Origin of the sequence: Legionella rubrilucens, assembly GCF_001468125.1 — a bacterium.
Classification (GTDB): Bacteria; Pseudomonadota; Gammaproteobacteria; order Legionellales; family Legionellaceae; genus Legionella_C; species Legionella_C rubrilucens.
In genome coordinates this window covers 770,249-793,906 of the sequence record NZ_LNYT01000020.1, presented here as the reverse complement: position 1 = coordinate 793,906, position 23,658 = coordinate 770,249, and the positions used below count along the sequence as shown (strand labels likewise).

Genomic DNA, 23,658 nt, shown 5'->3' with positions numbered 1-23,658 from the left:
GTCATCAACCTCTTGTTGTTTTCCATAACAAGAGGTTGCGAATTATGACAGTAAGTTATTGTTTTGTCTAGCGATTATTGGAAAATTGTAAATAATGCCGATGCAGAACATAAGAAACGCAGGAAGTTAGTTTTTTAACCATATCCAAATGCAGAAACTCATTAGGACCATGGGCATTGGAATGAGGCCCCAATACACCGGTGATCATAAATTGTGCTTGTGGGAATTTCTCACCCAGCATGCCCATGAAGGGTATGGTTCCTCCTTCACCGATATAAGCCGCGGGTTTATTGTAGAATGCCATGGACGCTTCATCAGCGGCTTTAGCCAGCCATTCGGGCATTAACGGCGCATGCCAACCCGGTGCACCGTCATCAATATGAAAAGCGACCTTGGCCTGGTAAGGGGGCTCTTCGGTCAATGCCTTTTGCATGGCCATGGAAGCCTTTTGCGGGCATACGAGCGGTGGCAGGCGCATGGATAATTTAAATGCCGTTTTTGGACGCATGACATTGCCGGCATTGGCAATCGCCGGTAACCCTTCAGCACCTGTCACCGTCAAAGCAGGCCGCCAGGTGCGGTTCAGTATTAATTCCGTTTTATTGCCAGTCACGGGTTTGACATTCGGATGAAAAGGAAACGCACAGTAAACGTCTTCTCCAAGAATTTCACCGCATTGCCGCGCCTGACTCACCCTTTCCTCAGGGATCTCGCAATACAGTTCAGGCAACTTTACCTGTCCTGTGGCTTCGTCTTCGATACGACTGATGAGTTGCCTGGCCACTCGAAAACTGTCGGGTACAATGCCGCTGGCACTACCGGAATGAACCCCTTCTTCAATCAATTCCACCGAAAGCTCACCCACTACATTCCCGCGCAAGGAAGTTGTCATCCACAATTGTTCGTAATTCCCGGCTCCCGAATCCAGGCAGATAACCAGCGAGGGTTCGCCGATGCGATGAGCCAAGGCTTCGATGTAATAAGGAAGATCATAGCTGCCGCTTTCCTCGCAGGCCTCAATAATCAATACACAGCGGGCATGGGCTAATCCCTGTTTCTTAAGCTGGTCAATGGCCGTTAACGAGGCATAGGCCGCATAGCCGTCGTCTGCGCCCCCGCGGCCATAAAGCTTTCCATCACGAATCACAGGCTGCCAGGGGCCAAGACCTTCCTGCCACCCTGTCATTTCCGGCTGCTTGTCGAGATGACCATACAGCAATACGGTTTCCTCTAATTGACCGGGAATCTCCATAAACAGAAGCGGCGTGCGGCCTTCTAACCGGATGACTTCCATGGTCATGCCTCGAGGAGCATGGGCTTCACACCACTGGGCAACATGGGACACTGCTTTTTCCATGAAGCCATGCGCCTGCCAGTCTTTATCAAAATGCGGCGATTTATTGGGAATTCGAATGTAGTCAACGAGACTGGGGAGGATCTCGTTTTGCCAGGCCTGTTCAATTCCTTCAAACAGTTTCTGGGGATTCAACATGCAACTGCTCCTTAATGAGATTCATGATTTTCACGGTGGCGGATTCAATTTTCAGCGATTTAATACGCTGAATAATGTCCTGTTGATTCTCTTCCGCCTCATCAATGGCCGCCAGCAAACGGTCGGTGGTTAACTCTTCCTGAGGAATGACAATGCTAATCCCCTGCTCCTTAAAGTAGTTGGCATTCTGAATTTGATCGCCGCGACTTACTTTGGCTGAAAGCGGGATTAATACATGCGGTTTTTGCAAAGCCAGAATTTCATACAAGGCATTCGCTCCGGCACGTGAAACCACCACATCGGCAGCGGCAAACAAGTCAGCCAGTTCGTCGCTGGCATATTCCAGTTGAAAATAACCCGGCACCGTTTGCAGGGATTCATCCATCTTTCCTTTGCCGCATAAATGGATAATCTGATAGTTTTGGCTCAGCCTCGGTAAGGCTTCTCTCACGGCCTGATTAATGGCTTGAGCGCCCAGACTCCCGCCGATGACCAGTAAGATGGCCTGCTTGTCATTAAAGCCGCACAGGGCAAGACCCCGCTGACGCGAGCCGTTAAATAATTGCCGACGAATGGGTGTACCCGTTATTGCCACCTTATCCTGCCGTTTAAAATGGGTTTTCGCCGGAGCGAATGTCACACAGATTTTACTAACAAATGGAAGGCACAAGCGGTTTGCAAGTCCGGGCGACATGTCCGACTCATGAGCAACGACTGGAATGCGATTCAGCCAAGCCGCCACCACCACAGGGAAAGCGACAAATCCGCCTTTGGAAAAAACAATGTCTGTATTCAAACGCCGTAATAACCGAAACGATTGAATGAGACCATAAACAATCTTAAACGGGTCTAAAAAATTCTGCCAACTGAAATAACGGCGTAATTTTCCTGACTGAATGGGATGAAAGGACACCTGGGTTTTACCAATAATCTGTTTTTCTACCCCATCGGCAGAACCAATGTAATCGATTTGCCAGCCTTCTTCTTTCAGGTTTTCAATCATGGCTAAATTGGGGGTGACATGACCAGCGCTACCGCCCCCGGTTAATACGATTTTTGCATTCATTTGATTTCCCTGATTAACAAACTCAAGTCAATTGCCTGTAAGGACTTGGTTATCGAACCGACTGAAATAAAGTCAACACCCGTGAGTGCAATAGAACGGATGGTATCCAGCGTCACCCCTCCCGAAGCCTCCAATTGGCATTGATAAGGTTGATTTAAAACCACAGCCTCCGCCAGCATGGCATGGCTGAAATTATCCAGCAGAATACGGTCGGGGCCAGCATTTAACGCTTCCAGCAACTCCTGAAGCGTTTCCACTTCGATCTCAATCAGCAAGTCCGGCCGTTTCTCCCGTGCCATTAAAATAGCCTGCGTAATGGAACGACAGGATTTAATGTGGTTTTCTTTAATCAGGTAAGCATCGTACAAACCAACACGATGATTCATACCGCCCGCACAGGCAACGGCGTATTTTTGCGCCAGCCTTAACCCGGGAATGGTTTTGCGTGTATCAAGCAAACGGGCTTTGGTGCCTTTAATTTCCTGTAAATAGTGCCAGGTCTGGGTGGCTGTAGCGGCCAGGGTTTGTAAAAAATTCAACGCGGTTCTTTCCGCAGTTAACAGATCACAGGCGCGACCGCTGATTTTGCACAGCGTCGAGGGTTCCGCCAACCAGACCCCCTCATCAACCAGCCATTGAATTTCAATGCCCGGGTTAACCTGTGCAAAGACTTCATTGACCCAGGGCTGACCGCACACCAGCATGGGCTCACGTGAAAAAATTTCAGCCACGGCCTGCAATTCGGCTGGCAGCAATGCGGCACTGACATCGCCAGAACCAATATCCTCAGCCAGCGCGCGTTTTACATTGTCTTTGATTTCATCGAAGGGAATATTCATGCCTGACTAACCTTTCTCTTTTTCTGCCGTGCGTATTGCATTTTCAACCAGGGAGGGGCAATTAAGGTGGTGAGGATAACCATTAAAATGATGGCTGAAAACAGATTATCGGAAATAACCCCCAAGGTTCTGCCGATGGAGGCAAAAACCAATCCCACTTCACCGCGAGGCAACATACCAATTCCTATCAGCAATCGATCGTCCTTTTTATTGCCGCCCAGGCCGCTGACCAGCTTGCCAATGATGGCCGCCAGGGTTAATGCTCCGGCCATGACCAGCACGCGCCAGTCATAAAACGATTCCAGTTTGACCTGAATACCAATCAACATGAAAAACAGGGGAGCTAAAATGGCTTCAAACGGAGCAATCAGTTGCTTGATATCCAAGCGGTATTGTCGCTCGCTGTCATCAACTTCAAAAAAACCATCATGAATCACCAGACCGGCTGCAAACGCGCCAATGATGGCAGCCAGCTGCATCACAGTGGCAAGCCAGGCAAGTGTCATCAGAAAGAAAAAGGATGCAAAGAGTTTGGCTTCCCACAGATCAAGGAAACTTAAAAAGCGAATCACCTGCCGCAAAGCCCAGGGACCGAACAAGACAGCCACGATAAAAAATACAAGGGCTGAACCTAACACCCAGACAATCTGTAGCACATCGACTTCACCGCTGACAACAATGCTGCTGACAATGGCTAAAATCATCAGTCCCAGGACATCGTCGAGCATAGCCGCACCCATGATGGTCCTCGCCTCCCGGGTTTTAAGTTTTTTCATTTCCGACAACACGCGGGCGGTGATGCCGATGCTGGTGGCTGACAGGGTGGCGGCAACAAACAAATCGGCTTTATACGACGCATCAGGCAGTAAAAGATGGGCAGCTAAAAACCCAAGGATGATCGGCGCTACTACGCCGATGATCGCCACCTGGACTGATTCTCTCCCTGTTTTTTTCAAGTCCTGCAGCGAACTTTCAAGACCCACCATAAACAGCAGAAAAAGAACGCCGAAACGCGACAGGATATCCAGAACATACCCTGCCTTGATTAGCTCAATGCCGTCATGACTGGTTAAGGCCTTCAGCATCTGGTTGGCATAGACTGGATCCGGGATGCTGGTTTTGACTGCCTGCGTGAGGGAGACACCATCCAGCATGCTGCGCATGATGTGGAATATCGCAGAGCCTTCACGCAGCACGACAAATATTTGCAGACCCAAAAAATAACAGACATTGCCCAGAAGCACGCCCATGATTAACTCGCCAAGGACGCCGGCCTGATTAAACCGTTTAGCCAGGTAACGCCCCAACAGAGCAAAGATAAAAATAAAACTGACCCAGAAAATCACTGATGCCAGCGGATCCTGTTCATGGGTATTGCTTCCAGCAAATACCAAAACCGGGAAACACGCTGCGACAACCAGTAAAAATCTGGAAAGCCGCTTCATGCTTTCTGCCTGGCTAAAAACAGGCAGGTGTCTAACACGGAATCAGGATTTAGCGACACGCTGTCAATGCCCTCTTTCATCAGCCATTCAGCAAAATCCTGGTGATCAGACGGTCCCTGACCGCAAATGCCGATGTATTTGCCAGCTTGTTTACAGGTTGAGATGGCCATGTGCAGCAAGGCTTTCACCGCATCATTGCGCTCATCAAACTGCGAAGCAATTAAGCCGGAGTCACGATCAAGGCCTAAGGTCAATTGCGTCAAATCATTGGAACCGATGGAAAAACCATCAAAATACTCCAGGAACTCTCTGGCCAGCAGGGCATTGGAGGGCAATTCACACATCATGATAATGCGTAATCCGTGTTGACCGCGCGAAAGGCCCTGCGCCTTTAACACATCAATAACCTGCGACGCTTCGCTGACTGTACGCACAAAAGGAATCATCACCTCCACGTTTTGAAGTCCCATGTCCTCCCGCACACGCCGCACCGCCCGGCATTCCAGGGCAAAACAATCGGCAAAATCGGGCGACACATAGCGGGAAGCGCCACGGAATCCGAGCATGGGATTTTCCTCATGCGGCTCATAATATTGCCCGCCCGCCAAATTGGCGTATTCATTTGATTTAAAGTCAGATAAACGAACAATCACCGGTTTGGGGTAAAAGGCAGCGGCAATGGTGGCAATGCCTTCCTTTAAACGCTCGATGTAAAACTCCACCGGCGACTCGTAAGCCGCGGTTTTTTCATCAATCAACTGCTTAAGCTTTTTATCTTCCAGGGAAGCGTAATTCAGCAATGCCTTAGGGTGGATGCCGATGGTATTGGAAATTAAAAACTCAAGGCGTGCAAGCCCCACGCCTGAATTAGGCACTGATTGAAAAGCAAAGGCCCGTTCGGGATTGCCGACATTCAACATCACCTTGATGGGCAGTTCCGGCATGGTATCCACATCGAGGTTGATGCGTTCAAAAGGCAATAATCCTTGATAAATATAACCCGTGTCCCCCTCGGCACAACTGACGGTGACTTCATCTCCGTCACGGATTGCTTTTGTGGCATCACCGCAACCCACCACGGCCGGGATGCCAAGCTCGCGGGCAATGATGGCTGCATGACACGTGCGCCCGCCCCGGTTGGTAACAATGGCAGCGGCCCGTTTCATAACCGGCTCCCAATCCGGATCGGTCATGTCAGAAATCAGAACATCGCCAGGCTTGACCCTGTCCATCTCGCTGATGTCTTTGATAATACGAGCACGTCCCTGGCCAATGCGCTGACCGATGCTGCGCCCTTCACTCAATACGTCGCCTTTGGCTTTCAGGGTGTAACGTTCCAGAACCTGCGTATTGGCGCGGCTTTTTACCGTTTCAGGCCTTGCCTGCAATATATACAGTTTGCCATCTTTTCCGTCTTTCGCCCACTCAATATCCATGGGGCGGCCATAGTGCTTTTCAATGATGAGCGCTTGTCGGGCAAGCTGCTCTATTTCGTTGGTGGTCAGAGAAAACTTCAGACGATCCGCAGGGAGCACTTCTTCAGTTTTGACATTGCGGCCACTGTCGGGATCATCGCAATAAACCATCTTAATCGCTTTACTGCCCAAATTGCGACGAATCACCGCGGGCCGACCTGCATTTAAACCCGGTTTATGGACGTAAAATTCATCAGGGTTCACCGCGCCCTGTACAACCATTTCCCCAAGTCCATAGGAAGAGGTGATAAACACCACGTCGTTGAACCCTGACTCCGTGTCCAGCGTAAACATCACACCGCTTACGGCGATATCGCTTCGGATCATCTGTTGAATTCCCGCCGAAAGAGCAACATCGTGATGAGCAAAACCATGGTGTACACGGTAGGAAATGGCACGATCATTAAACAACGAGGCAAAGACATGCTTAATGGCAGTCAGCACGGCATCAATGCCGCGAACATTCAGGAATGTTTCCTGCTGACCGGCAAAGGAGGCATCAGGCAAATCTTCCGCCGTAGCCGACGAGCGTACAGCCACGCTAAAATCCTCATGACCGATGCGTTTGGCCAGTTGCTCGTAGGATTGTCGGACAGCCGCTTCAAATTCGCTTGAAAACGGCGTGTTCACCACCTTTTCACGAATGGTTTTACCCACTTGCGTCAACTGGTTAATATTATCCGGATCCAGGTTGGACAGCATCTCATAAATGTGTTGATCAAGGCCGTTTTGCGATAAAAAAGCACGAAAGGAGTCGGCTGTGGTGGCAAAGCCTGAAGGAACCAGGACATCAGCAGCAGATAAATGGCTAATCATTTCACCTAACGACGCATTCTTGCCGCCCACTTGTTCCAGGTCCTGCATACCCAAGTGTTTAAAATCAATCGTATGGATGCTGACAGACATAAACCACCCCTAAATCCTTAAAAATGTGAATCATTCTACTGAAATTGCCTCTTGATGTGAATGATTAAGCGAAGTATTAATTACTCAACGCCGTGGGATTCCCGACCCCGACCGTAGGAGTGGACAAGGTAATACAGACAGGGCAGCACCACCAGGGTGAGCAGGGTGGATGAGAGAATGCCGCCAATTACCACCGTAGCCAGTGGACGTTGCACTTCCGCTCCGGTACCGGTTGCCAATGCCATGGGAACAAAACCCAGAGAGGCCACCAGTGCCGTCATGAGTACTGGTCTTAGCCGCGCTATTGACCCCTGGATGATGGCACGGCGCAGTGGAACATGCTCATCATAGTACAGTTTATTGATAAAGCTGATGATGACCAGGCCATTTAAGACGGCCACCCCGGACAAGGCAATAAAGCCCACACCGGCTGAAATGGACAATGGAATCCCTCGCAGCCATAAAGCCACTACCCCTCCTGTTAAGGCCAAAGGTATGCCGGTAAACACCAAAAAGGCATCGCGTAGATGCCCCAAGGCCACGAACAGCAACAGATAAATAATGAATAAAACAGCCGGTACAACCCATTGCAGGCGCCCTGCGGCAGATTCCATCTGTTCAAACTGACCGCCCCAACTGAGCCAGTAGGCACTGGGTAGTTTTAAACTCTGCTCTATTTTCTTCATCGCGGCACTGACAAAGGAATTTAAATCGCTTCCTCGCACATTGGCGGTAACCACAATACGGCGTTTGCCATTTTCCCGGCTGATTTGATTGGGACTTTCGCTGCGCTCGATAACGGCCACCTCTGTCAATGGAATAAAATGCCGCTCGCCGTCTTCGGCAATGGGCAAAGGAATTAAAATGCGCCGCAGGACATCGGGATCGTTGCGTAGTTTCTCCGGCAGACGAACCACCAGGTCAAACCGCTTATCGCCTTCAAACAGCTCGCCTCCTTTTTTACCGCCCAAAGCAATTTCCACTGCATTCTGCACTTCGCTGACCTGTAAGCCATAGCGGGCCAGAGAAACCCGATCGATGACGACGGTATACAAGGGCAGGCCCGTGACCTGTTCAACTTTAACATCCGCAGCGCCTGGCACGGTAGACAGAAGGTCGCGAACCGCGTTGGCCGACGCAATCAATGTGTTTAAATCATCGCCAAAAATTTTCACCGCCACATCGCTTCGCACCCCGGAAATCAATTCGTTAAACCGCATCTGGATCGGTTGGGTAAACTCATAATTATTACCTGGAATCCGGGTCACTTTCTTCTCAATGTCCTTCACCAGTTGCTGCTTGGATTTGCGTGGGTCAGGCCACTGACTCCGCGGCTTAATCATAATAAACGTATCGGCCACATTGGGCGGCATGGGGTCGGTGGCGATTTCTGCCGTACCGAGCTTGGAAAACACGCTGGCTACTTCAGGCACCTGTTTAATTTGATCTTCCAGCAGGTGTTGCATCGCCACTGCCTCCGTCAGGCTGGTACCGGGGATTCGAATCGCATGCAGTGCAATATCCCCCTCATCCAGGCTGGGTATAAACTCGGCGCCAAGACGCCAGGCAAGAACCAGACTCAACAAGGTAACCAGGAGGGAAAGGCCTGTAATGAGTTGCCGGTAACGAAGGCTGCCGCCCAGTAACCACTCATAAGCGAAGGTCAGGTGCATCAGCAGCACATTCGGTTTTTCGTTGACACGGCCGCGTAAGAACACAGCCACTGCCGCCGGCACGAAGGTCACGACAAAAAAGAGGGCCGCCAGCAGGGCCATGATGACTGTCTCTGCCATGGGCAGAAACATTTTTCCCTCGACACCGCTTAAAGTCAGGATAGGCAGGTAAACAATGGTTATGATCAACACGCCAAAAACACTGGGCCGAATGACTTCCACGGTAGCCGCCGCAATCTCCTTTTGCCGCTCTTCTTCCGTCAACTGGCGCTTCAATTGATGTTGTCGTAAACCAAGGCGCTTTAAACAATTTTCAACAATAATGACCGCGCCATCCACGATCAAACCAAAGTCAAGCGCCCCAAGGCTCATCAGGTTGGCACTGATCTGATTGACTACCATGCCGCTGATGGTCAGCAGCATGGACAGGGGAATAACCAGGGCGGTAATTAAAGCGGCCCGCAGATTGCCTAAAAAAACGAAGAGTACGATGCACACCAGCAAAGCCCCCTCAAACAGGTTGTTTTTAACCGTATTGATGGTGGCATTAACAAGAATCGTCCGATCGTAAACCGCTTTGGCCTCCACCCCGTCAGGCAGGGTTTTATTGATTTCTGTTAATTTGTCCGCCACCCGTTGCGAAATCGTGCGGCTGTTCTCACCCATTAACATGAAGACCGTTCCAAGAACCACTTCCCTGCCATTTTCAGTGGCCGCCCCCGTACGCAATTCATTGCCGAGACTCACCTCGGCGACATCGCCAATGCGGATAGGGATTCCCTTGTAACTGGCAATCACGATGTTTTCAATGTCCGTGATGTATTTAACCTGCCCCGGCACGCGGATGAGGTATTGTTCGCCATTGCGTTCAAGATAGCCTGCGCCGACATTGGCATTGTTTTGTTCAAGCGCTTCAAGCACATCTTCGAGGCTTAAACTGTAACGAAACAATTGCATCGGATCCGGGGTGATATGATACTGCTTTTCAAAACCGCCAATGGTATTCACCTCGGCCACACCGCTGACTTGACGTAATTGCGGCTTGATAATCCAGTCCTGAATGGTACGCAATTCGGTCGAATCCAAGGGGGATTTCGCCCCCGCTTTATTGGTGACCGTGTACATAAAAATTTCGCCGAGCCCCGTAGACACAGGACCTAATTCAGGCGTCACCTCGGCTGGCAGTTTATTCTTGACCTGCTGCAGACGCTCGTTGATCAATTGCCGGGCAAAGTAAATATTGGTCTTGTCCTTAAACACCACCGTCACCTGCGACAGGCCATACCGTGACAGGGATCGAGTATAATCAAGCGAAGGCAGACCGCTCATGGCTGTCTCAATGGGGAAGGTAACGCGTTGTTCAACTTCAAAGGGTGAAAAACCCGGTGCTTCGGTATTAATCTGAACCTGGACATTGGTAATGTCCGGCACAGCATCAATGGGCAGGAATTGAAAACTATAAAAACCAATGCCCGCAATAATCAGGGTGAGCAAAAGCACAAACCAACGCTGGGCGAGTGAGAAATGAATGAGTTTTTCAAGCATCTCCTCTCCTTAGTGTTCGTGCCCAAACCCGGATTTATCCAAATCCGCCTTCAGAAAAAAACTGTTCTGAACGACATATTCATCCCCAGGCTCAAGACCCGCAAGAATTTCCGCCCACTGATTGTTTTTGTCGCCAAGTTTTACGGGAGTGGCTTCAAATTGATTTCCCCGTTTCACAAACACAACCGATTGATCATGCCAGCATTGAATGGCTTTCAGCGGGACAGCCACGGCTGCCTGCCGGGTACTGACCGTAATTTGGGCATTCACATACATTCCCGGCAGCCATTGCATGTCAGCATTGGCTAAAACTGCCCTGGCCAGTACAGTCTGACTGTCTTCAATGCCCAGCGGTGAAATGTAACTGATTTCACTCACCATCCGCGGCTTGCCGCCATCACTGCTGACGATAACTTTCATGCCCTTTTTGACCAAGGGCGCTTCTTTGCGGTACAGGGTCAAATCAGCCCAGACTGAGTCGAGATTGGCAATTTCAAAAATCGGGTTATCTATTTTGACCATTTCCCCCATGGTCACTGCTTTTTTTACTATCGTCCCGCTGATGGGGGCTGTGATCGTGTAATCCTGCAGGCTTTCATTGCTTTCCACGATGGCGAGCGTATCCCCTTTCTTAACTTCATCGCCTAAATTTTTATGCACGGATTGGACAATGCCGGCGTAACGCGGGTAAATAGGTGCCATAGCATCGCGATTAGCAGCAATTTTACCCACCACGATCAATTGCCTGCCGATAAGACGGCCTTTAGCAATGGCTGTTTTAATGCCCACGGCCTTCATCATGTCGTCTGACAGGGTCAAACGCCCTTCGTAATCAGCATACTGCCATTGGTATTGCTGCCCTTGATAAGTCAGTAGGACATGGACATCAAACGAATGCGGTTCATCAATCGCCTGGCGGCTTTGCAGAAAATCCTCCATGGGAATAAAGTCAATGGTTTCCTCCCTGCCGTTAAAACGCTTTAACGTCATTTTAAGCTGCACCTGCCGGGGCTTGATTGCTTCCTTTGAGTCGGCAACATACACGCGCCAATGCGGCGGGCTGTTTTTTTCAAACATCGTGATCTCGACGCTTAAAGAGCCGTGACGTAATAGTTTACCACCATGAGGACCTGTTTTTATTGCCTCATGCCCGCGGGCAGCTTCGATCTCGCCATGGGCAGCAAGGGGGGATGAGGCCAGCAAGGTCAGCATGGCAAGACTTATTCTTAAACAGACTTTCAACATGTGCGTTTCCTGGTTGTCGAAATGCCCAATATTCCTGTCATCTGTATCAAGGCTTTGTGATAATTGGCATGCGCCTGCTGGTAGTGCTTTTCTTCCTGATACAGCATCGTCAGCGCCTGAGATAATTCCAAATAAGTATAACGCCCCTGCTTATACCCTTCTTCGGCCAGTTTCACGGCTTTTCTTGCCAGTGGCAGCAGGGAGCGGGTCACCCGCTCTGCTTCATAAACATTCTGCTCCCACTCCAGCAGGTATTGATAAAGCTGCTGCTTCAACTGCAGGCGCAATACTTTGATTTCCTGCAGAACCTGAGTGTATTGCGCCTCGGCAGCGGCAATTCGTCCCTGGTTGCGATCAAACACCGGTACCTGCGAACTGGTGGAAACCACCACCGCATTGTTGCCGTCATCGGAAAAATGGCGGCCCCCAAGCTGCACCACCAGATTGGGCCAGACTTCTTTTTTAACGGCAGTAATCTCAGCGCGCCTCGCTTTTAACAAGAGTAGTTTTTCCTTAAGCACAGGACTTTCAGGCATTTTTTCCACAATACGCCGCCATTGCATCGTCTGATGCGACAAGCCCCTGTCAGTCAATGGCCGATGGCCCTTCATTTTAACACCCATCACCCGCGCCAACATGGCCTCTGCCAGAAACATCTCACGGCGCGCCCGGTTTTCACGTATTTTGGCTTCATAAAACCGGATTTCAGCTAATCGTAAATCAAGTTCCGTGCCGGCTCCGGCGACATTGCGTCGTTTGATTTCCGAGACAATCTGCTGATGAAGCCGGGTCAGCTTCCGGGTTACGCTATACCATTGAGCGGCATAGAGGGCATCGACATAAGCCATACCCACTCGACTATAAATGTCCATTTTTTTAACACTCAGACGGGCAACACCGGCAACATAGCCGGCATGGGCAGCCGAGCGAAGGTAATGAAGTCGATGGCCAAGGGGAATCGGCTGAGCCACAGACAAGGTGGTTTCTGCGGATTCATAGCCCTGATACTGCCCCGACCCCCCTATGTTTTCCGCTTCCAGTGAAATGGAAGGGTTGGGCAATAAACCGTTCTGAATCACGCTCCCCTTCAGACGCTCCACGTCGGCAATGGCTACCTGCAGTTCCGGATTATGGCGATAGGCCAATTGCAGGGCTTCGGGAAAGGTCAGCGGTTTAGCGGCTGTTGCGGCACAGCAGCCATGGGCAATCATCATCATATAAAAGAGAAACAGGCGCATCCCTTCGTCCTTGCGTCAGTTGTCAAGCGGTTTTTTTGGCTTACACGCTTTCTTATTAAATCGCTAAATCAATTACATATCCACTAAAAAAGCAATAAGGGTGTTAATTTGCAGAGAATCAGGGGTTTTTTAATTCACATCTTGGTCGCCATCTAATATCATATGTGCTTTATAAATTGGCGGTTGAAAACATGACTCTCTCCTCATTGAATGCCATTTCACCAATTGATGGCCGTTATTTGAAAAAAACCACGAGCTTAAGCCCTTATTTCAGTGAGTACGCACTTATCTATTTTCGCCTGATGGTCGAAATCCGCTGGCTTCAATCCTTGGCCGGTAATGAGGACATTAAAGAATTGCCGCCGCTGAATGCCCGCGGCAAAGCTTATCTTGATGCGATTTTAACTGAGTTTAATGAAGCCGAGGCAGAAAAAGTCAAAGCCTTTGAGAAACAAACCAACCATGATGTCAAAGCCATTGAATATTACCTGCGGGACAGGCTGAACGGACAGAACGATTTAAAGGCCTATTGCGGCTTTATTCATTTCGCCTGCACCTCGGAAGACATCAATAATCTCGCCTACGCCCTGATGCTTAAATCGGCCATTGCCCAGATTATCCAGCCAACCCTGGCTGAAATCATTGGCGGCATCATGCTGCTTGGCAAGCAGCATGGCGATGTGGCCATGCTGGCGCGAACCCATGGCCAACCGGCTACGCCGACCACCATAGGCAAAGAACTGGTCAATTTTGTCGCCCGTTTGAAACGGCCGCAGCAGCAGCTGGCCGAGGTTTTAATCCCGGCCAAATGCAATGGGGCCGTCGGCAATTACAACGCCCATATTGTGGCGTACCCCGAAATTGACTGGCGTAAGCATTGCGCCAGTTTTGTCAGTTCACTGGGACTGTCTTTCAGCGCTTACACCACCCAGATTGAACCGCATGACGGCATTGCGGAAGTCTGCCATATCATGATTCGGATCAATAATATCCTGCTCGATTACACACGGGACATCTGGACTTACATTTCCTTAAATTATTTCACCCAGAAAACCGTGGCTGAAGAGGTGGGATCTTCCACTATGCCGCATAAAGTCAACCCCATCGATTTTGAAAACGCGGAAGGGAATCTCGGCATGGCCAATGCGTTGTTTGATCATTTCGCCAATAAATTAACCCAGTCCCGCATGCAGCGCGATTTATCTGATTCCACTGTCCTGCGTAATCTGGGCGTGGCTTTCGCTTACAGCCTGATTGCCTATCAGGCCATTGCCAAAGGCAATGACAAGCTGCAAATCAATAAGCAGGCCCTGCTCGATGATCTTCAAGGAAATTGGGAAATTTTATCCGAGGCCATTCAAACCGTCATGCGCCGTTATCAAATTCCCAATGCCTATGAACAATTAAAAGCCTTAACCCGAGGTCAGGGCATCGACAAGGATAATTTGAAGAAATTCATTCAAACGCTGGATATACCGGCGGCTGCCAAAGAGAGCCTGATCAACCTGACTCCGGAAACCTACACCGGCCTTGCCGCGCAACTGGTGAAGGCGTTCTCATGAACAGTACGCTTTCACAGCAGGGAAGCGCGAAGGAATTTGATGTCCTGGTTCTGGGCACAGGTTTAGCTGGCCTGCATTATTGCCTGCAATTGCTGAAACTCGAACCTCGCATCCGCATTGCACTCATCAGCAAAGCCGAGCTCAATGAATGCAACAGCCGCTACGCACAGGGCGGGATCGCCGCGGCGGTATCCGGCGAGGATTCGCTGGAAGCGCACATTGCCGACACGCTTCACGCCGGTGATGGACTCTGCTATGCCCCGGCAGTCGAATTCATTATCCGTCAGGGGCCTCAGGCCATTGAGGAATTGTTAAACTACCCCGTGCAATTTACCAAAGACAGCAAGGGCCATTTTGTTTTGGCCCAGGAAGGCGGCCATTCGCACCGGCGTATTTTTAATTGCGGCGATCAGACTGGTTTGTCAGTTACCCAGGCCCTGCTTCAAACCGCGCAAAAGCATCCGCAGATTGAGTTTTTTGAGCATCATGTCGCGGTGAACTTAATTACCCATTACCACCCGCACCGAACTGACATTCAAGGCGAAGTTTTAGGGGCTTATGTTCTTGATTGCACAAAGAACCTTATCCATACCTTTGCCGCACGCTGCGTTGTTTTAGCAACCGGCGGCGCTGGAAAAACCTACCGCTACACCACCAACCCCATGGTGGCCACTGGCGATGGCGTTGCCATGGCCTACCGCGCCGGTGCACGCGTAGGCAATATGGAATTTTATCAGTTTCATCCTACCCTGCTCCACCACCACTCGCTCAACAATTTTTTAATCTCTGAAGCCGTGCGCGGTGAAGGCGCCCTGCTGAAAAATGCCGATAATGGCGAGCGCTTCATGCGCCGTTATGCGCCGGAACATCTGGAACTGGCCACCCGCGATGTGGTAGCCCGCGCCATTTTCAGTGAGATTGAGCAGAGCAACAGCGGCTATGTGAATCTGGATATTACCCATCAATCCCGAGCCTTCCTGAAAAAACGCTTTCCGCAAATTTATTCAACCCTGCTCACCATCGGCATCGACATGAGCCAGGATATGATTCCTGTCGTTCCCGCTGCCCATTACCAATGCGGCGGGGTATTGACTGACGTCGATGGCCGGACTGATTTAAGGCGGCTTTATGCCATTGGCGAAGTGGCCTTTACCGGCCTGCATGGCGCTAACCGTCTGGCCAGCAACTCCCTGCTTGAAGCCATCGTCATGGCCAGTAATGCCGCCCGTTGCTCCCTGAAAGACATTACCTCCTTCAGTAAAAACGTGGAGCGCATTCCCAACTGGAACTCACCCGGTGAAGTGAATGCCCGGCGGGCAAGCCAGATTAACGCCCACTGGCGGGGTCTTCGCGGCGAAATGACCTCTTACGCCGGCATCGTTCGTACCGAAGCCGGATTGCAGGATTTACTACAATTAATAATGAAACGAAAAGAAGTCATCGAAGAATACTATTGGAAGCATTGCATCACCCGGGATTTTATCGAATTACGCAACATCGTGCTGAATGCGGAACTGATCGTCAGGGCAGCCCTGTCTCGCCGGGAGTCACGTGGCGGCCATTACCGTGAAGATTTTCCCCGTAAGAATGCCTATGCTGAAGAAAGCATCCTAAGGCTGACTACCCCTCAAAATTCGTTATTTAGTTGAGATGAAATTATGTTAACCGACGCCAGTACTTACCAACCTGAGAAGACATTAATGTCGATTACCAATGACATGAGTATTTGTCAAAGCGACTACCCTCTCGATTGGTATCAGGAAGAATTCATTCCTTATGCCGAGGAATACCTGGCCCTGCCCGATCGCAAACTGACAACGGTTTTAGCCTGGATGACGCCTTATTTGAAAAAAGCTCAGGACCATTTTGGCGATCAACTGTTGTTACTGGCTCATTATTACATGGGCGGCGAAATTGTTCGTCTCGTGGAGCAATTTGGCGGGCAGATTGGCGATTCCTATCAATTAGCGCTGATGGCCGCCAACAATCCGCAAAAGTCAGTCATCATTGAATCAGCCGTGCATTTCATGGCGGAATCCATCAGTATTCTTGCCAATAATAACCAGCATGTTTACATCACCAACCCCAAATCCGGTTGCACCATGGAAATGCTGGCCAAGGATTTTATGGTGGAACCGGCTTTCCTGGATTTAAACGAGCGCTACGGCGCCGAAAACATTCTGCCGGTGTGTTACATGAATACTTCCGGTCGGGTGAAAGCCATGACCGGCGCGCAAGGCGGCGCCGTCTGTACCAGTTCCAATGTCAAAAAAATATTCCAATGGGCCCAGAAACAACACAAAAAGATTCTGTTTATCCCTGATCAGCACATGGGAGAAAATGTTGCTTATTGGCTAGGCATTAACAAGCTGGCATACTGGCCCGGCGGTACGGCAGGGGCTCAGTATTCGCTGGCTGCACAGGACAATCAAACCTTAAAACAGTTTGACGAGGCTGAATTGATCCTGTTCTCCAGTCAGTGCGCAGTCCATACCCATTACCGCGCCGACATGTGCGAATACTGGCATAGTCAAGGCTATACCACCGTCGTACACCCGGAATGCCGTAATGAAGTCATTCGCGCAGCCCATCAGGCAGGCTCAACCGCCTTCATCTGGGATTATGTGGTGAATGATCGGGCCGGAACCGGACGCTATGCTATCGGTACCGAAAATCACATGGTGGACAATGTCAAACAATATTGCCGCCACCTGGGGATTACCGTGGTTAATCTTGCGGAAGCTCCCAAAAAGGATCATGAAAAAGGCATGGGCTGCGGTTGTGCTACCATGTCCCGTAATGATCCGCCGCATTTGGTTGCTCTGGTTGATCTTCTGCGGCAAGGTAAACCCATGGCGTATAATGAAGTCAAAGCCGGCGATGTGGTGAATGAATTTACCGGCATGCGTCAACGCTTGAACGTACAGGATCAGCAGTGGGTTATCGACAATGCAAAAAAAGCCCTGGAAATGATGATCAATATTACTGAGGATCGATTATAGGGGGGTAATGGGAGCAACCATCCTTCCAGCCCCCTGTCATCCTCCGCCACTCCCGTCATCTTTCACTCCCCGCCATCCTTCACTTCCCATCATCCTTCGCTCCCCCTGTCATCCCCCGCCTCTCCTCTGTCATCCCCCGCGCAGGCGGGGGAGCCATGTCGAAATCTTGCGCCTGGATTCCCGCCTGCGCGGGAAGGACTCGTTTTTATCAATGTGGATTTACTTCGATCACATTCACGTTACGGATACTGCAAGCATAACCATCTCAACTGGCTGCACTGAATTCGCAATCGGTCAACGATTGGGTGCAAACAAATCCGCCCAAGGTATCTATCCAGCGGTAATCATTGCGGGAAGGAATTTTGACCAGCACTTGCCACCAAATGGAGTATTCGCCCAGCGAGTTTTTATAAGTACAGACCACCCCTCGCCCCAAACCCGCCACTAAAAGATTAGCCCTGACGAATGCCGTATTCGCTTCCCCCTGGGGTTTATGTGGGGAATACGGGTTGACAACCCAGGGAGCCGGCGGCTCACCCCATTGCAGGGACGTGGTGTTGGGATCGGGGCAGGTCGTCATCGCCGCGTACCCGGTACACGCTATCAAACAGCATGCTGTAAGCAATAGTATTTTTTTCATTCGGTTTACTCGCAATAAACTTGTTCTCATGATACGCAGGAGACTGTCTATAAAACAGCAATTTTATTAAATTATTTTAGTATGACCATTGTTTCAATGGCTATCTTTGTTATAATGGCGGCGTGTGTGCCGGGGTGGCGGAATTGGTAGACGCGCCGGATTCAAAATCCGGTGATGGTGACATCGTGTCGGTTCGACTCCGACCCTCGGTACCAAAGTTTAAATGGCAGGTTTCCAATGCACTGGTCTCTTGCAAGAGATTGTCTGAATTATTACCCTTATTTTTAAAATAAGCTTTAATTTCAAGTTTTAATGACAATTTTAGTTTCTTAGCCATCTGATACGCTTCATCGGATTTATAATACTCATTAACACTGACCTGTTCTGAGTTATAAAAATTTGGATTGGCGGTTAAAAACCGAACCTGTAAAAATTCGTGCCATTGTACACTTCCTGAGTTGAGAAGCTTATGACTCGGGGCATGCTGAGGATGAACCAAATGGTAGAGTTTCTCTTCCTCAAGGGCATAACCCAGTCTTTCGGCAATACAACTTTCCCAATTTGAACAACTATGTTTATTCAGGTCATCATAAAGCTGGTCTAGAAATGCAACACTATCTTTAACGAGTGGTACCCCTCCCGCATAACAATAGTATCCTAAAGAATTCAAGCTTTCTTTTCTGACAAAAATTTGCAACAGTTGTGCCTGTAAAACAGAACGGTATTCATCATAACATGCAACAATTGCATCAATAGGAAAGTTTTCAAGCCTATTTTTTTTGCAAAATTCCTGCAGGATACTCTTGACAAAATTGGATTCTTTACTGATTGAGAAGCTCATATTCCGATGATACATAAGCCAGGCAGTTTCACCAAGTAAACCATCATGCAATAGCATTGAGGCAGCCAAGACAACTTTAGCAATTTTGGTTTCATGATCAAGTGGTGGTTTTTTTGAATTATACTCAGCACTGAATGGGTATAACGCGGGATTCCCATCCAAATGTTTCTCAAAAAATGTTTTGGGTGAATAGGTTTGAGATTTAATAGCACCAAAAACAAGATTAGATTTTACAACCTGCGGGTCTGTTTGAGCCATTTCTTTAGAAACAGCACTCATGACCATGCGTAAGAATTTTACTGCATTCGAGCTCCCATGGTAAAAGGCAAACGTTCCTTCAGGCCGATTAATTTCCTGAGCAATAATTTCCTTTACAAGAGGCAGATCATTTAAAAACCGCTTCTCAAAATCTTCTAGATGATGAAACTTCGTGTCTTCCAGCAAAAATTTCGCGTTGATTGATTTTTTCTGATTATCTTTAAGAAAATTCCTAAATTCGGTTATATCAACAGTAGATGAGGGTCTAATTGAGTGAAGCAGCTTCTTTTTTGATTCGACTTTACCGAACATTACATAACAAACAAAGATCTATTTGACCAATATTAACACATCCCATCCCTGTAATCAACTACAGATAAGAGACTGTTCCTGCTTCAAATTCTTGTTTTTATCCTTCGAGTTGTCCGGGATGGGGGGGAGCGTATTGGCTACTAACATGGAGTTGTATGCCGGCGAGTCGCTCATAAGGTTAGTTAATTTTAAAAGTCGACTATAATGCGTACCAAGCAGGGAGCAAACCTATTATTGATTGTTTTGAATAGTTGGGTTAAATTACGCTATTGATTTTTTGTAATTTATGGACAGCATGCCTTTGATTAAAAGGATTGTTTTACTACTGCCTTTCGTATTCTACTTTAATTCTGGTTATACCATCAATCTGATTGCTTATAAGCAAAAAGTCGGCCGCATAGAGCTTTATTTTGATGAATCCCCCAAAACAGCTGGTTATGTGATATTGGATACTGTTCCCAGTCTATCTAATTTGAAAGAGCTTAAAGTTAAAACAATTCGTTTTCCTTCAACTGATAATAAATTAATTATTTCCTTTGACCCCGATAAAGAGCCCAGATTGACCGAATATTCTATAGTTATTTTTGTGGATAATAATTACATGGAGTTTATAAGGCAGTCTGCAGGCTGGTTAGCTAGTAATTTAAATTACTCGAAGCCAGATGGTTATACAATTTTAGGACGGAGTACTTTAAAGACGCATGTCGGCGTTACTAAAAACAATACGCAACCTGTAATATTAATAGGAAAGCCTGATTTAAAACATCTCAAACCATTGGGTCACTCGACCTATCCTGAGATAAGGCAGGCGATGGCTTTGCTGCATTATCTGTGGGAAAAACCCATAAGACAAGGTCCTATTAACATGAGCTACAGGCAGTTTCTCACTCATTCTTTTGAAGATAAATTAAGTATTATTCGCAAAGGCGGGTTTTCAGTGATGTGTCAGGGTATGAGGGATCTTTTTATTCACGGATCCTATGGACTTGGTCTTAAGGTAAGACCTGTATCTGCTTTAAATTATTCTCCCCAGCTTAAGGATTTAATTGCTTACAGTCACGCAACAGCAGAAGTATGGGTAAATGAGCTTAGTAAGTGGGTGCTTTTTGATCCTTGGCTAGGCATCATGGTCACCACGAAAGAAGGAATTCCACTTGGAGCCTCTGATTTGCAGGCCAGTGCAAAACGACCGAAGAATTTACGTATAGTACCTGTTATAAATAAACTACGCCGAATGCAAAAACACAACGATAATACTCTAGTGTATAATAATTTTTATCCGCGTAACGTAAAGCTGTTTGATTTTTCATGTAATCAACAGGGATGTGCACCTGGGTACGTACAATATTTTGGTCAGATCAGTATTCCCTCAGTTAAATTTGCTTCTTCGTGAACTTTTACACAATTTGATGAATAAGGTTTACATCAGAGTTTTAGTCATTTTGACTCTAAAATTGTCCATCCAAGGCATTATCTATTCTTGGAAGACATTGTGCTAATAGTATCAATAAATCCTAAGTATAGCGTTTTTAAAATGTAAATAGCACCAAACGAAGATTTTACAAAGAGAAAATTTATTTAGGAGAGCTTTCGCAATTAAACTGTTGTAAGACCATATTACTGATTAACTGGTGCTTCCGTAATAGGGAAATACCCGATTAATTTGGTACCGAGGGTCGGAGTCGAACCGACACGATGTCACCATCACCGGATTTTGAATCCGGCGCGTCTACTAATTCCGCCACCCTGGCACACACGCCGCTATTATAACAAAGATAGCCGATGACTCGACTAAATGCTCGCCTAGGTGTAAATCCACATTAGCAGCAAGAACATTATACTCCTGCCTGTAAACAACTACAGATAAGAGACTGTTCCTGCTTCAAATTCTTGTTTTTACCCTTGATGACTCGACTAAATGCTCGCCTAGGTGTAAATCCACATTAGTAGCAAGAACATTATACTCCTGTGCCAATAATTCATTACGCAGCCCGCTCAATCGGCGTTTTTCAACCAGCAGTAAAATGACATCGGCACCCAGAGCACCGCAGCCTTTGGCCGCCACAACGCCTTCATTGCTTTTTAAAGCAGCAATAGTCTTTACACTTTCTGGGGCGACCAGCTGCAAGGCTTCAAGCTGTTGTTGACAGGCATTAACGGCATTGACCAGCAGGGTGTCATTGGCTTGCTCAAAAGCCATACAACCCTGGTCGGCAAGCCGTGATAGTCTTTCGGTTGAAAACTGCAATTGAAAGGATTGTAAATGCTGGTGCGTAGCTAATTTATTGCTACTGTGAACCAATATAAAACCCAATTCACCAAAAGGCCAGGGATAATTACGCGTCTCACTGCGTTGTCTATTGATAAATACACATTGCTGCTGCTCCTGCGCCAACACATCATAACCACTTGGCTTAATGCCTTTGCCATCCCAGGCAAACTGGAAATACCGCTCAAGCAGCGCCTTGCGGTTAGGGTGATGGTTGTGTAAATGGCAATCCGCAAGATACACGGCAAGAAACTGAGCGCTTGAAGCACCCAGTCCGCCAATGCCATCATAGGGATCATGCCAGCTCAGGCCCTGTGCAACCGGAGGCAAACTGAGCCAATAGCGGCCGGCGGGAGACGCCGGGTCAATGCCTTTTAATACCGGTTCATCGACCAGGGTCAGTTCAAAACAGGGTTTAGTCGTTAAGACCAACGCCGAGCCGCCTTCTAAGGCGGCATATTCCCCCAGCAGGAAGGTTTTAGCGGGAACGTTCCATTTCATCATTTCGTAAGGCTTCTCTCAGGTCATTAAGGATAGCAATCACATCATGTTCGGTAATGTGTTTATTGATCAACAGGGATTGTTCAAGCCTCGCCTTCAACAGCGGGGTTTCCTTTTCCGTTGCATCGGTTTTTAAGATTAAATTATTTAAATGCAGTTTCATATGCCCCTGGCTTATCCCTACGGTGCATAAAGCCTTTAACGCCCCTAAATTCTGCACCAGACCGACTGCCGCCATAATACGGGACAACTGATTGGCCGATTGGATATTCATCATGCGCAAAGCCATTCTGGCGGTGGGATGCAGGGTCGTCACGCCGCCGACTATCCCCACAACCAGCGGCGCTCTGAATTCGCCATACAGTGTCCCATCCCGATAAGACCATTGAGTAATCGCCCGGTATTGCCCCTGCTTTACCGCATAGGCATGGATGCCTGCTTCCACCGCACGCCAGTCATTGCCCGTGGCGATGGCTACCGGATCAATGCCGTTGAGAACCCCTTTGTTGTGCGTTGCTGCACGGTAGGGATCCTGTTTGGCAAACTCCGAAGCCAAGGCTATTTTTTCCCCAAGCTCGGCATCGATCTCACGAATCACAACCTGAGCGGTGGTTATTTTTTTATCATTTAAATTGGATAAGATACAAAGGCTTACCTTTTCCTGGGTCAACTGCTCTATGGGTGATTTCAAATATTCAAGAACCTGATTCAGCAGGTTGGCGCCCATGGCATCCACAGGGTTCATGGTGACATGAATAACAGCCATCAGCTCACCATTCCCATAGGGTACTGTCCGCAACTCAATGTCCTTTACACCGCCCTGGCGTTTAACCATGCTGGAGGCGATCGACGAATTCACCATGGCAATCAGTTTATCTTTGTTTTCCTGCAGAAGGATTTCCAGTTGCAGCCTGTTTTTAACATGCGCGATCTGAATCTGGCCGATAATGCAGTCGCCTTCTATGGCGGTCGTAATCTCGCCGCATTCTCTGACCCATTTGGCCGTTTTCGATAAGGCCGCAATAATGGAGGTTTCCTCGACCGCCATGGGAATGACCAAGTCTTTACCGTCTATGCGAAAATGACCGGCGACGCCCAGGGGCAATTGAAAATAGCCAATCGCATTCTCAATCAGGTTTTCAGCTAAACAGGGATCAGTCACGGCCCCGCTCTGTAAAAAAGCAATGTCCTCATCGGTTAAAGCACCCAATGCTTTAAGTCGTTGATAACGTTCCATCCGTGTCAATTTTGAAAATCCTTCGAATTGATTATTCTCCGACATCGGATCCTCCTGATAGCCACACAGCTATAAAAGTGTCATCATTTCCTCCCTAATCCACCAAGCCTAG

General features: G+C 48.4%; 15 protein-coding genes and 2 tRNA genes. 5 read left to right on the top strand and 12 right to left on the bottom strand.

All coding sequences use genetic code 11. From position 1 onward, the window contains the following. Positions 1–67 precede the first annotated feature (67 nt). The 8 genes from Lrub_RS11375 to Lrub_RS11340 all read right to left on the bottom strand — a co-directional run bounded on the left by Lrub_RS11375 (position 68) and on the right by Lrub_RS11340 (position 12,924). Complete coding sequence (locus Lrub_RS11375) at positions 68–1,492, bottom strand: M20 family metallopeptidase (RefSeq protein ID WP_058532199.1); 1,425 nt, start codon at positions 1,490–1,492, stop codon at positions 68–70. Further along, positions 1,467–2,558 (bottom strand): undecaprenyldiphospho-muramoylpentapeptide beta-N-acetylglucosaminyltransferase, encoded by a 1,092-nt coding sequence (locus tag Lrub_RS11370; protein WP_058532198.1) that lies wholly within the window; start codon positions 2,556–2,558, stop codon positions 1,467–1,469. The genes Lrub_RS11375 and Lrub_RS11370 overlap by 26 nt, the downstream gene beginning before the upstream one ends. Further along, on the bottom strand, positions 2,555–3,397 hold the full coding sequence (nadC, locus tag Lrub_RS11365) for a carboxylating nicotinate-nucleotide diphosphorylase (protein WP_058532197.1): 843 nt from the start codon (positions 3,395–3,397) through the stop codon (positions 2,555–2,557). The genes Lrub_RS11370 and nadC overlap by 4 nt, the downstream gene beginning before the upstream one ends. Then, the gene (locus Lrub_RS11360; protein WP_058532196.1) at positions 3,394–4,842 is read right to left on the bottom strand and encodes a cation:proton antiporter; all 1,449 of its coding nucleotides are present in this window, start codon (positions 4,840–4,842) and stop codon (positions 3,394–3,396) included. The genes nadC and Lrub_RS11360 overlap by 4 nt, the downstream gene beginning before the upstream one ends. Then, on the bottom strand, positions 4,839–7,223 hold the full coding sequence (ppsA, locus tag Lrub_RS11355; protein ID WP_058532195.1) for a phosphoenolpyruvate synthase: 2,385 nt from the start codon (positions 7,221–7,223) through the stop codon (positions 4,839–4,841). The genes Lrub_RS11360 and ppsA overlap by 4 nt, the downstream gene beginning before the upstream one ends. An 80-nt stretch (positions 7,224–7,303) precedes the next feature. Continuing rightward, a complete protein-coding gene (locus tag Lrub_RS11350) occupies positions 7,304–10,441 on the bottom strand; it encodes an efflux RND transporter permease subunit (protein ID WP_058532194.1) in 3,138 nt (1,045 codons plus the stop codon). 9 nt (positions 10,442–10,450) lie between these two features. After that, the gene (locus Lrub_RS11345) at positions 10,451–11,686 is read right to left on the bottom strand and encodes an efflux RND transporter periplasmic adaptor subunit (RefSeq protein WP_058532193.1); all 1,236 of its coding nucleotides are present in this window, start codon (positions 11,684–11,686) and stop codon (positions 10,451–10,453) included. Then, positions 11,680–12,924, bottom strand: a complete 1,245-nt coding sequence (locus Lrub_RS11340; RefSeq protein WP_058532192.1) for a TolC family protein — start codon at positions 12,922–12,924, stop codon at positions 11,680–11,682. Before Lrub_RS11340 ends, Lrub_RS11345 begins: the two co-directional genes overlap by 7 nt. Positions 12,925–13,115: 191 nt before the next feature. Between Lrub_RS11340 and purB the strand changes: the two genes are divergently transcribed. From purB to nadA, 3 genes are read left to right on the top strand one after another with little or no spacing between them, the layout of a single operon-like run. Next, positions 13,116–14,486 (top strand): adenylosuccinate lyase, encoded by a 1,371-nt coding sequence (gene purB, locus Lrub_RS11335; protein ID WP_058532295.1) that lies wholly within the window; start codon positions 13,116–13,118, stop codon positions 14,484–14,486. Then, positions 14,483–16,135, top strand: a complete 1,653-nt coding sequence (gene nadB, locus Lrub_RS11330; protein ID WP_058532191.1) for an L-aspartate oxidase — start codon at positions 14,483–14,485, stop codon at positions 16,133–16,135. Before purB ends, nadB begins: the two co-directional genes overlap by 4 nt. 9 nt (positions 16,136–16,144) lie before the next feature. After that, entirely contained in the window at positions 16,145–17,488 is a 1,344-nt protein-coding gene (nadA, locus tag Lrub_RS11325) for a quinolinate synthase NadA (RefSeq protein WP_058532190.1), read from the top strand. A 265-nt stretch (positions 17,489–17,753) separates the two neighbouring features. Here the strand turns inward: nadA and Lrub_RS11320 are convergent, their stop codons facing one another. Beyond that, positions 17,754–18,128 (bottom strand): DUF3757 domain-containing protein, encoded by a 375-nt coding sequence (locus tag Lrub_RS11320; protein ID WP_058532189.1) that lies wholly within the window; start codon positions 18,126–18,128, stop codon positions 17,754–17,756. Between the two features lie 128 nt (positions 18,129–18,256). On the opposite strand from Lrub_RS11320, the gene Lrub_RS11315 reads away from it, so the two are divergent. Continuing rightward, a tRNA-Leu gene (locus tag Lrub_RS11315) sits at positions 18,257–18,343 on the top strand. Between the two features lie 1,491 nt (positions 18,344–19,834). Continuing rightward, positions 19,835–20,932: a hypothetical protein gene (locus Lrub_RS11310; protein WP_133134146.1), complete on the top strand. Its 1,098-nt coding sequence runs from the start codon at positions 19,835–19,837 to the stop codon at positions 20,930–20,932. A 271-nt stretch (positions 20,933–21,203) separates the two neighbouring features. Here the strand turns inward: Lrub_RS11310 and Lrub_RS11305 are convergent. The 3 genes from Lrub_RS11305 to Lrub_RS11295 all read right to left on the bottom strand — a co-directional run bounded on the left by Lrub_RS11305 (position 21,204) and on the right by Lrub_RS11295 (position 23,591). After that, positions 21,204–21,290, bottom strand: a tRNA-Leu gene (locus tag Lrub_RS11305). Between the two features lie 131 nt (positions 21,291–21,421). Continuing rightward, positions 21,422–22,312 (bottom strand): mevalonate kinase family protein, encoded by an 891-nt coding sequence (locus Lrub_RS11300; protein ID WP_237760803.1) that lies wholly within the window; start codon positions 22,310–22,312, stop codon positions 21,422–21,424. Next, positions 22,287–23,591 (bottom strand): hydroxymethylglutaryl-CoA reductase, degradative, encoded by a 1,305-nt coding sequence (locus Lrub_RS11295; protein ID WP_058532186.1) that lies wholly within the window; start codon positions 23,589–23,591, stop codon positions 22,287–22,289. The genes Lrub_RS11300 and Lrub_RS11295 overlap by 26 nt, the downstream gene beginning before the upstream one ends. Between the last annotated feature and the right edge of the window lie 67 nt (positions 23,592–23,658).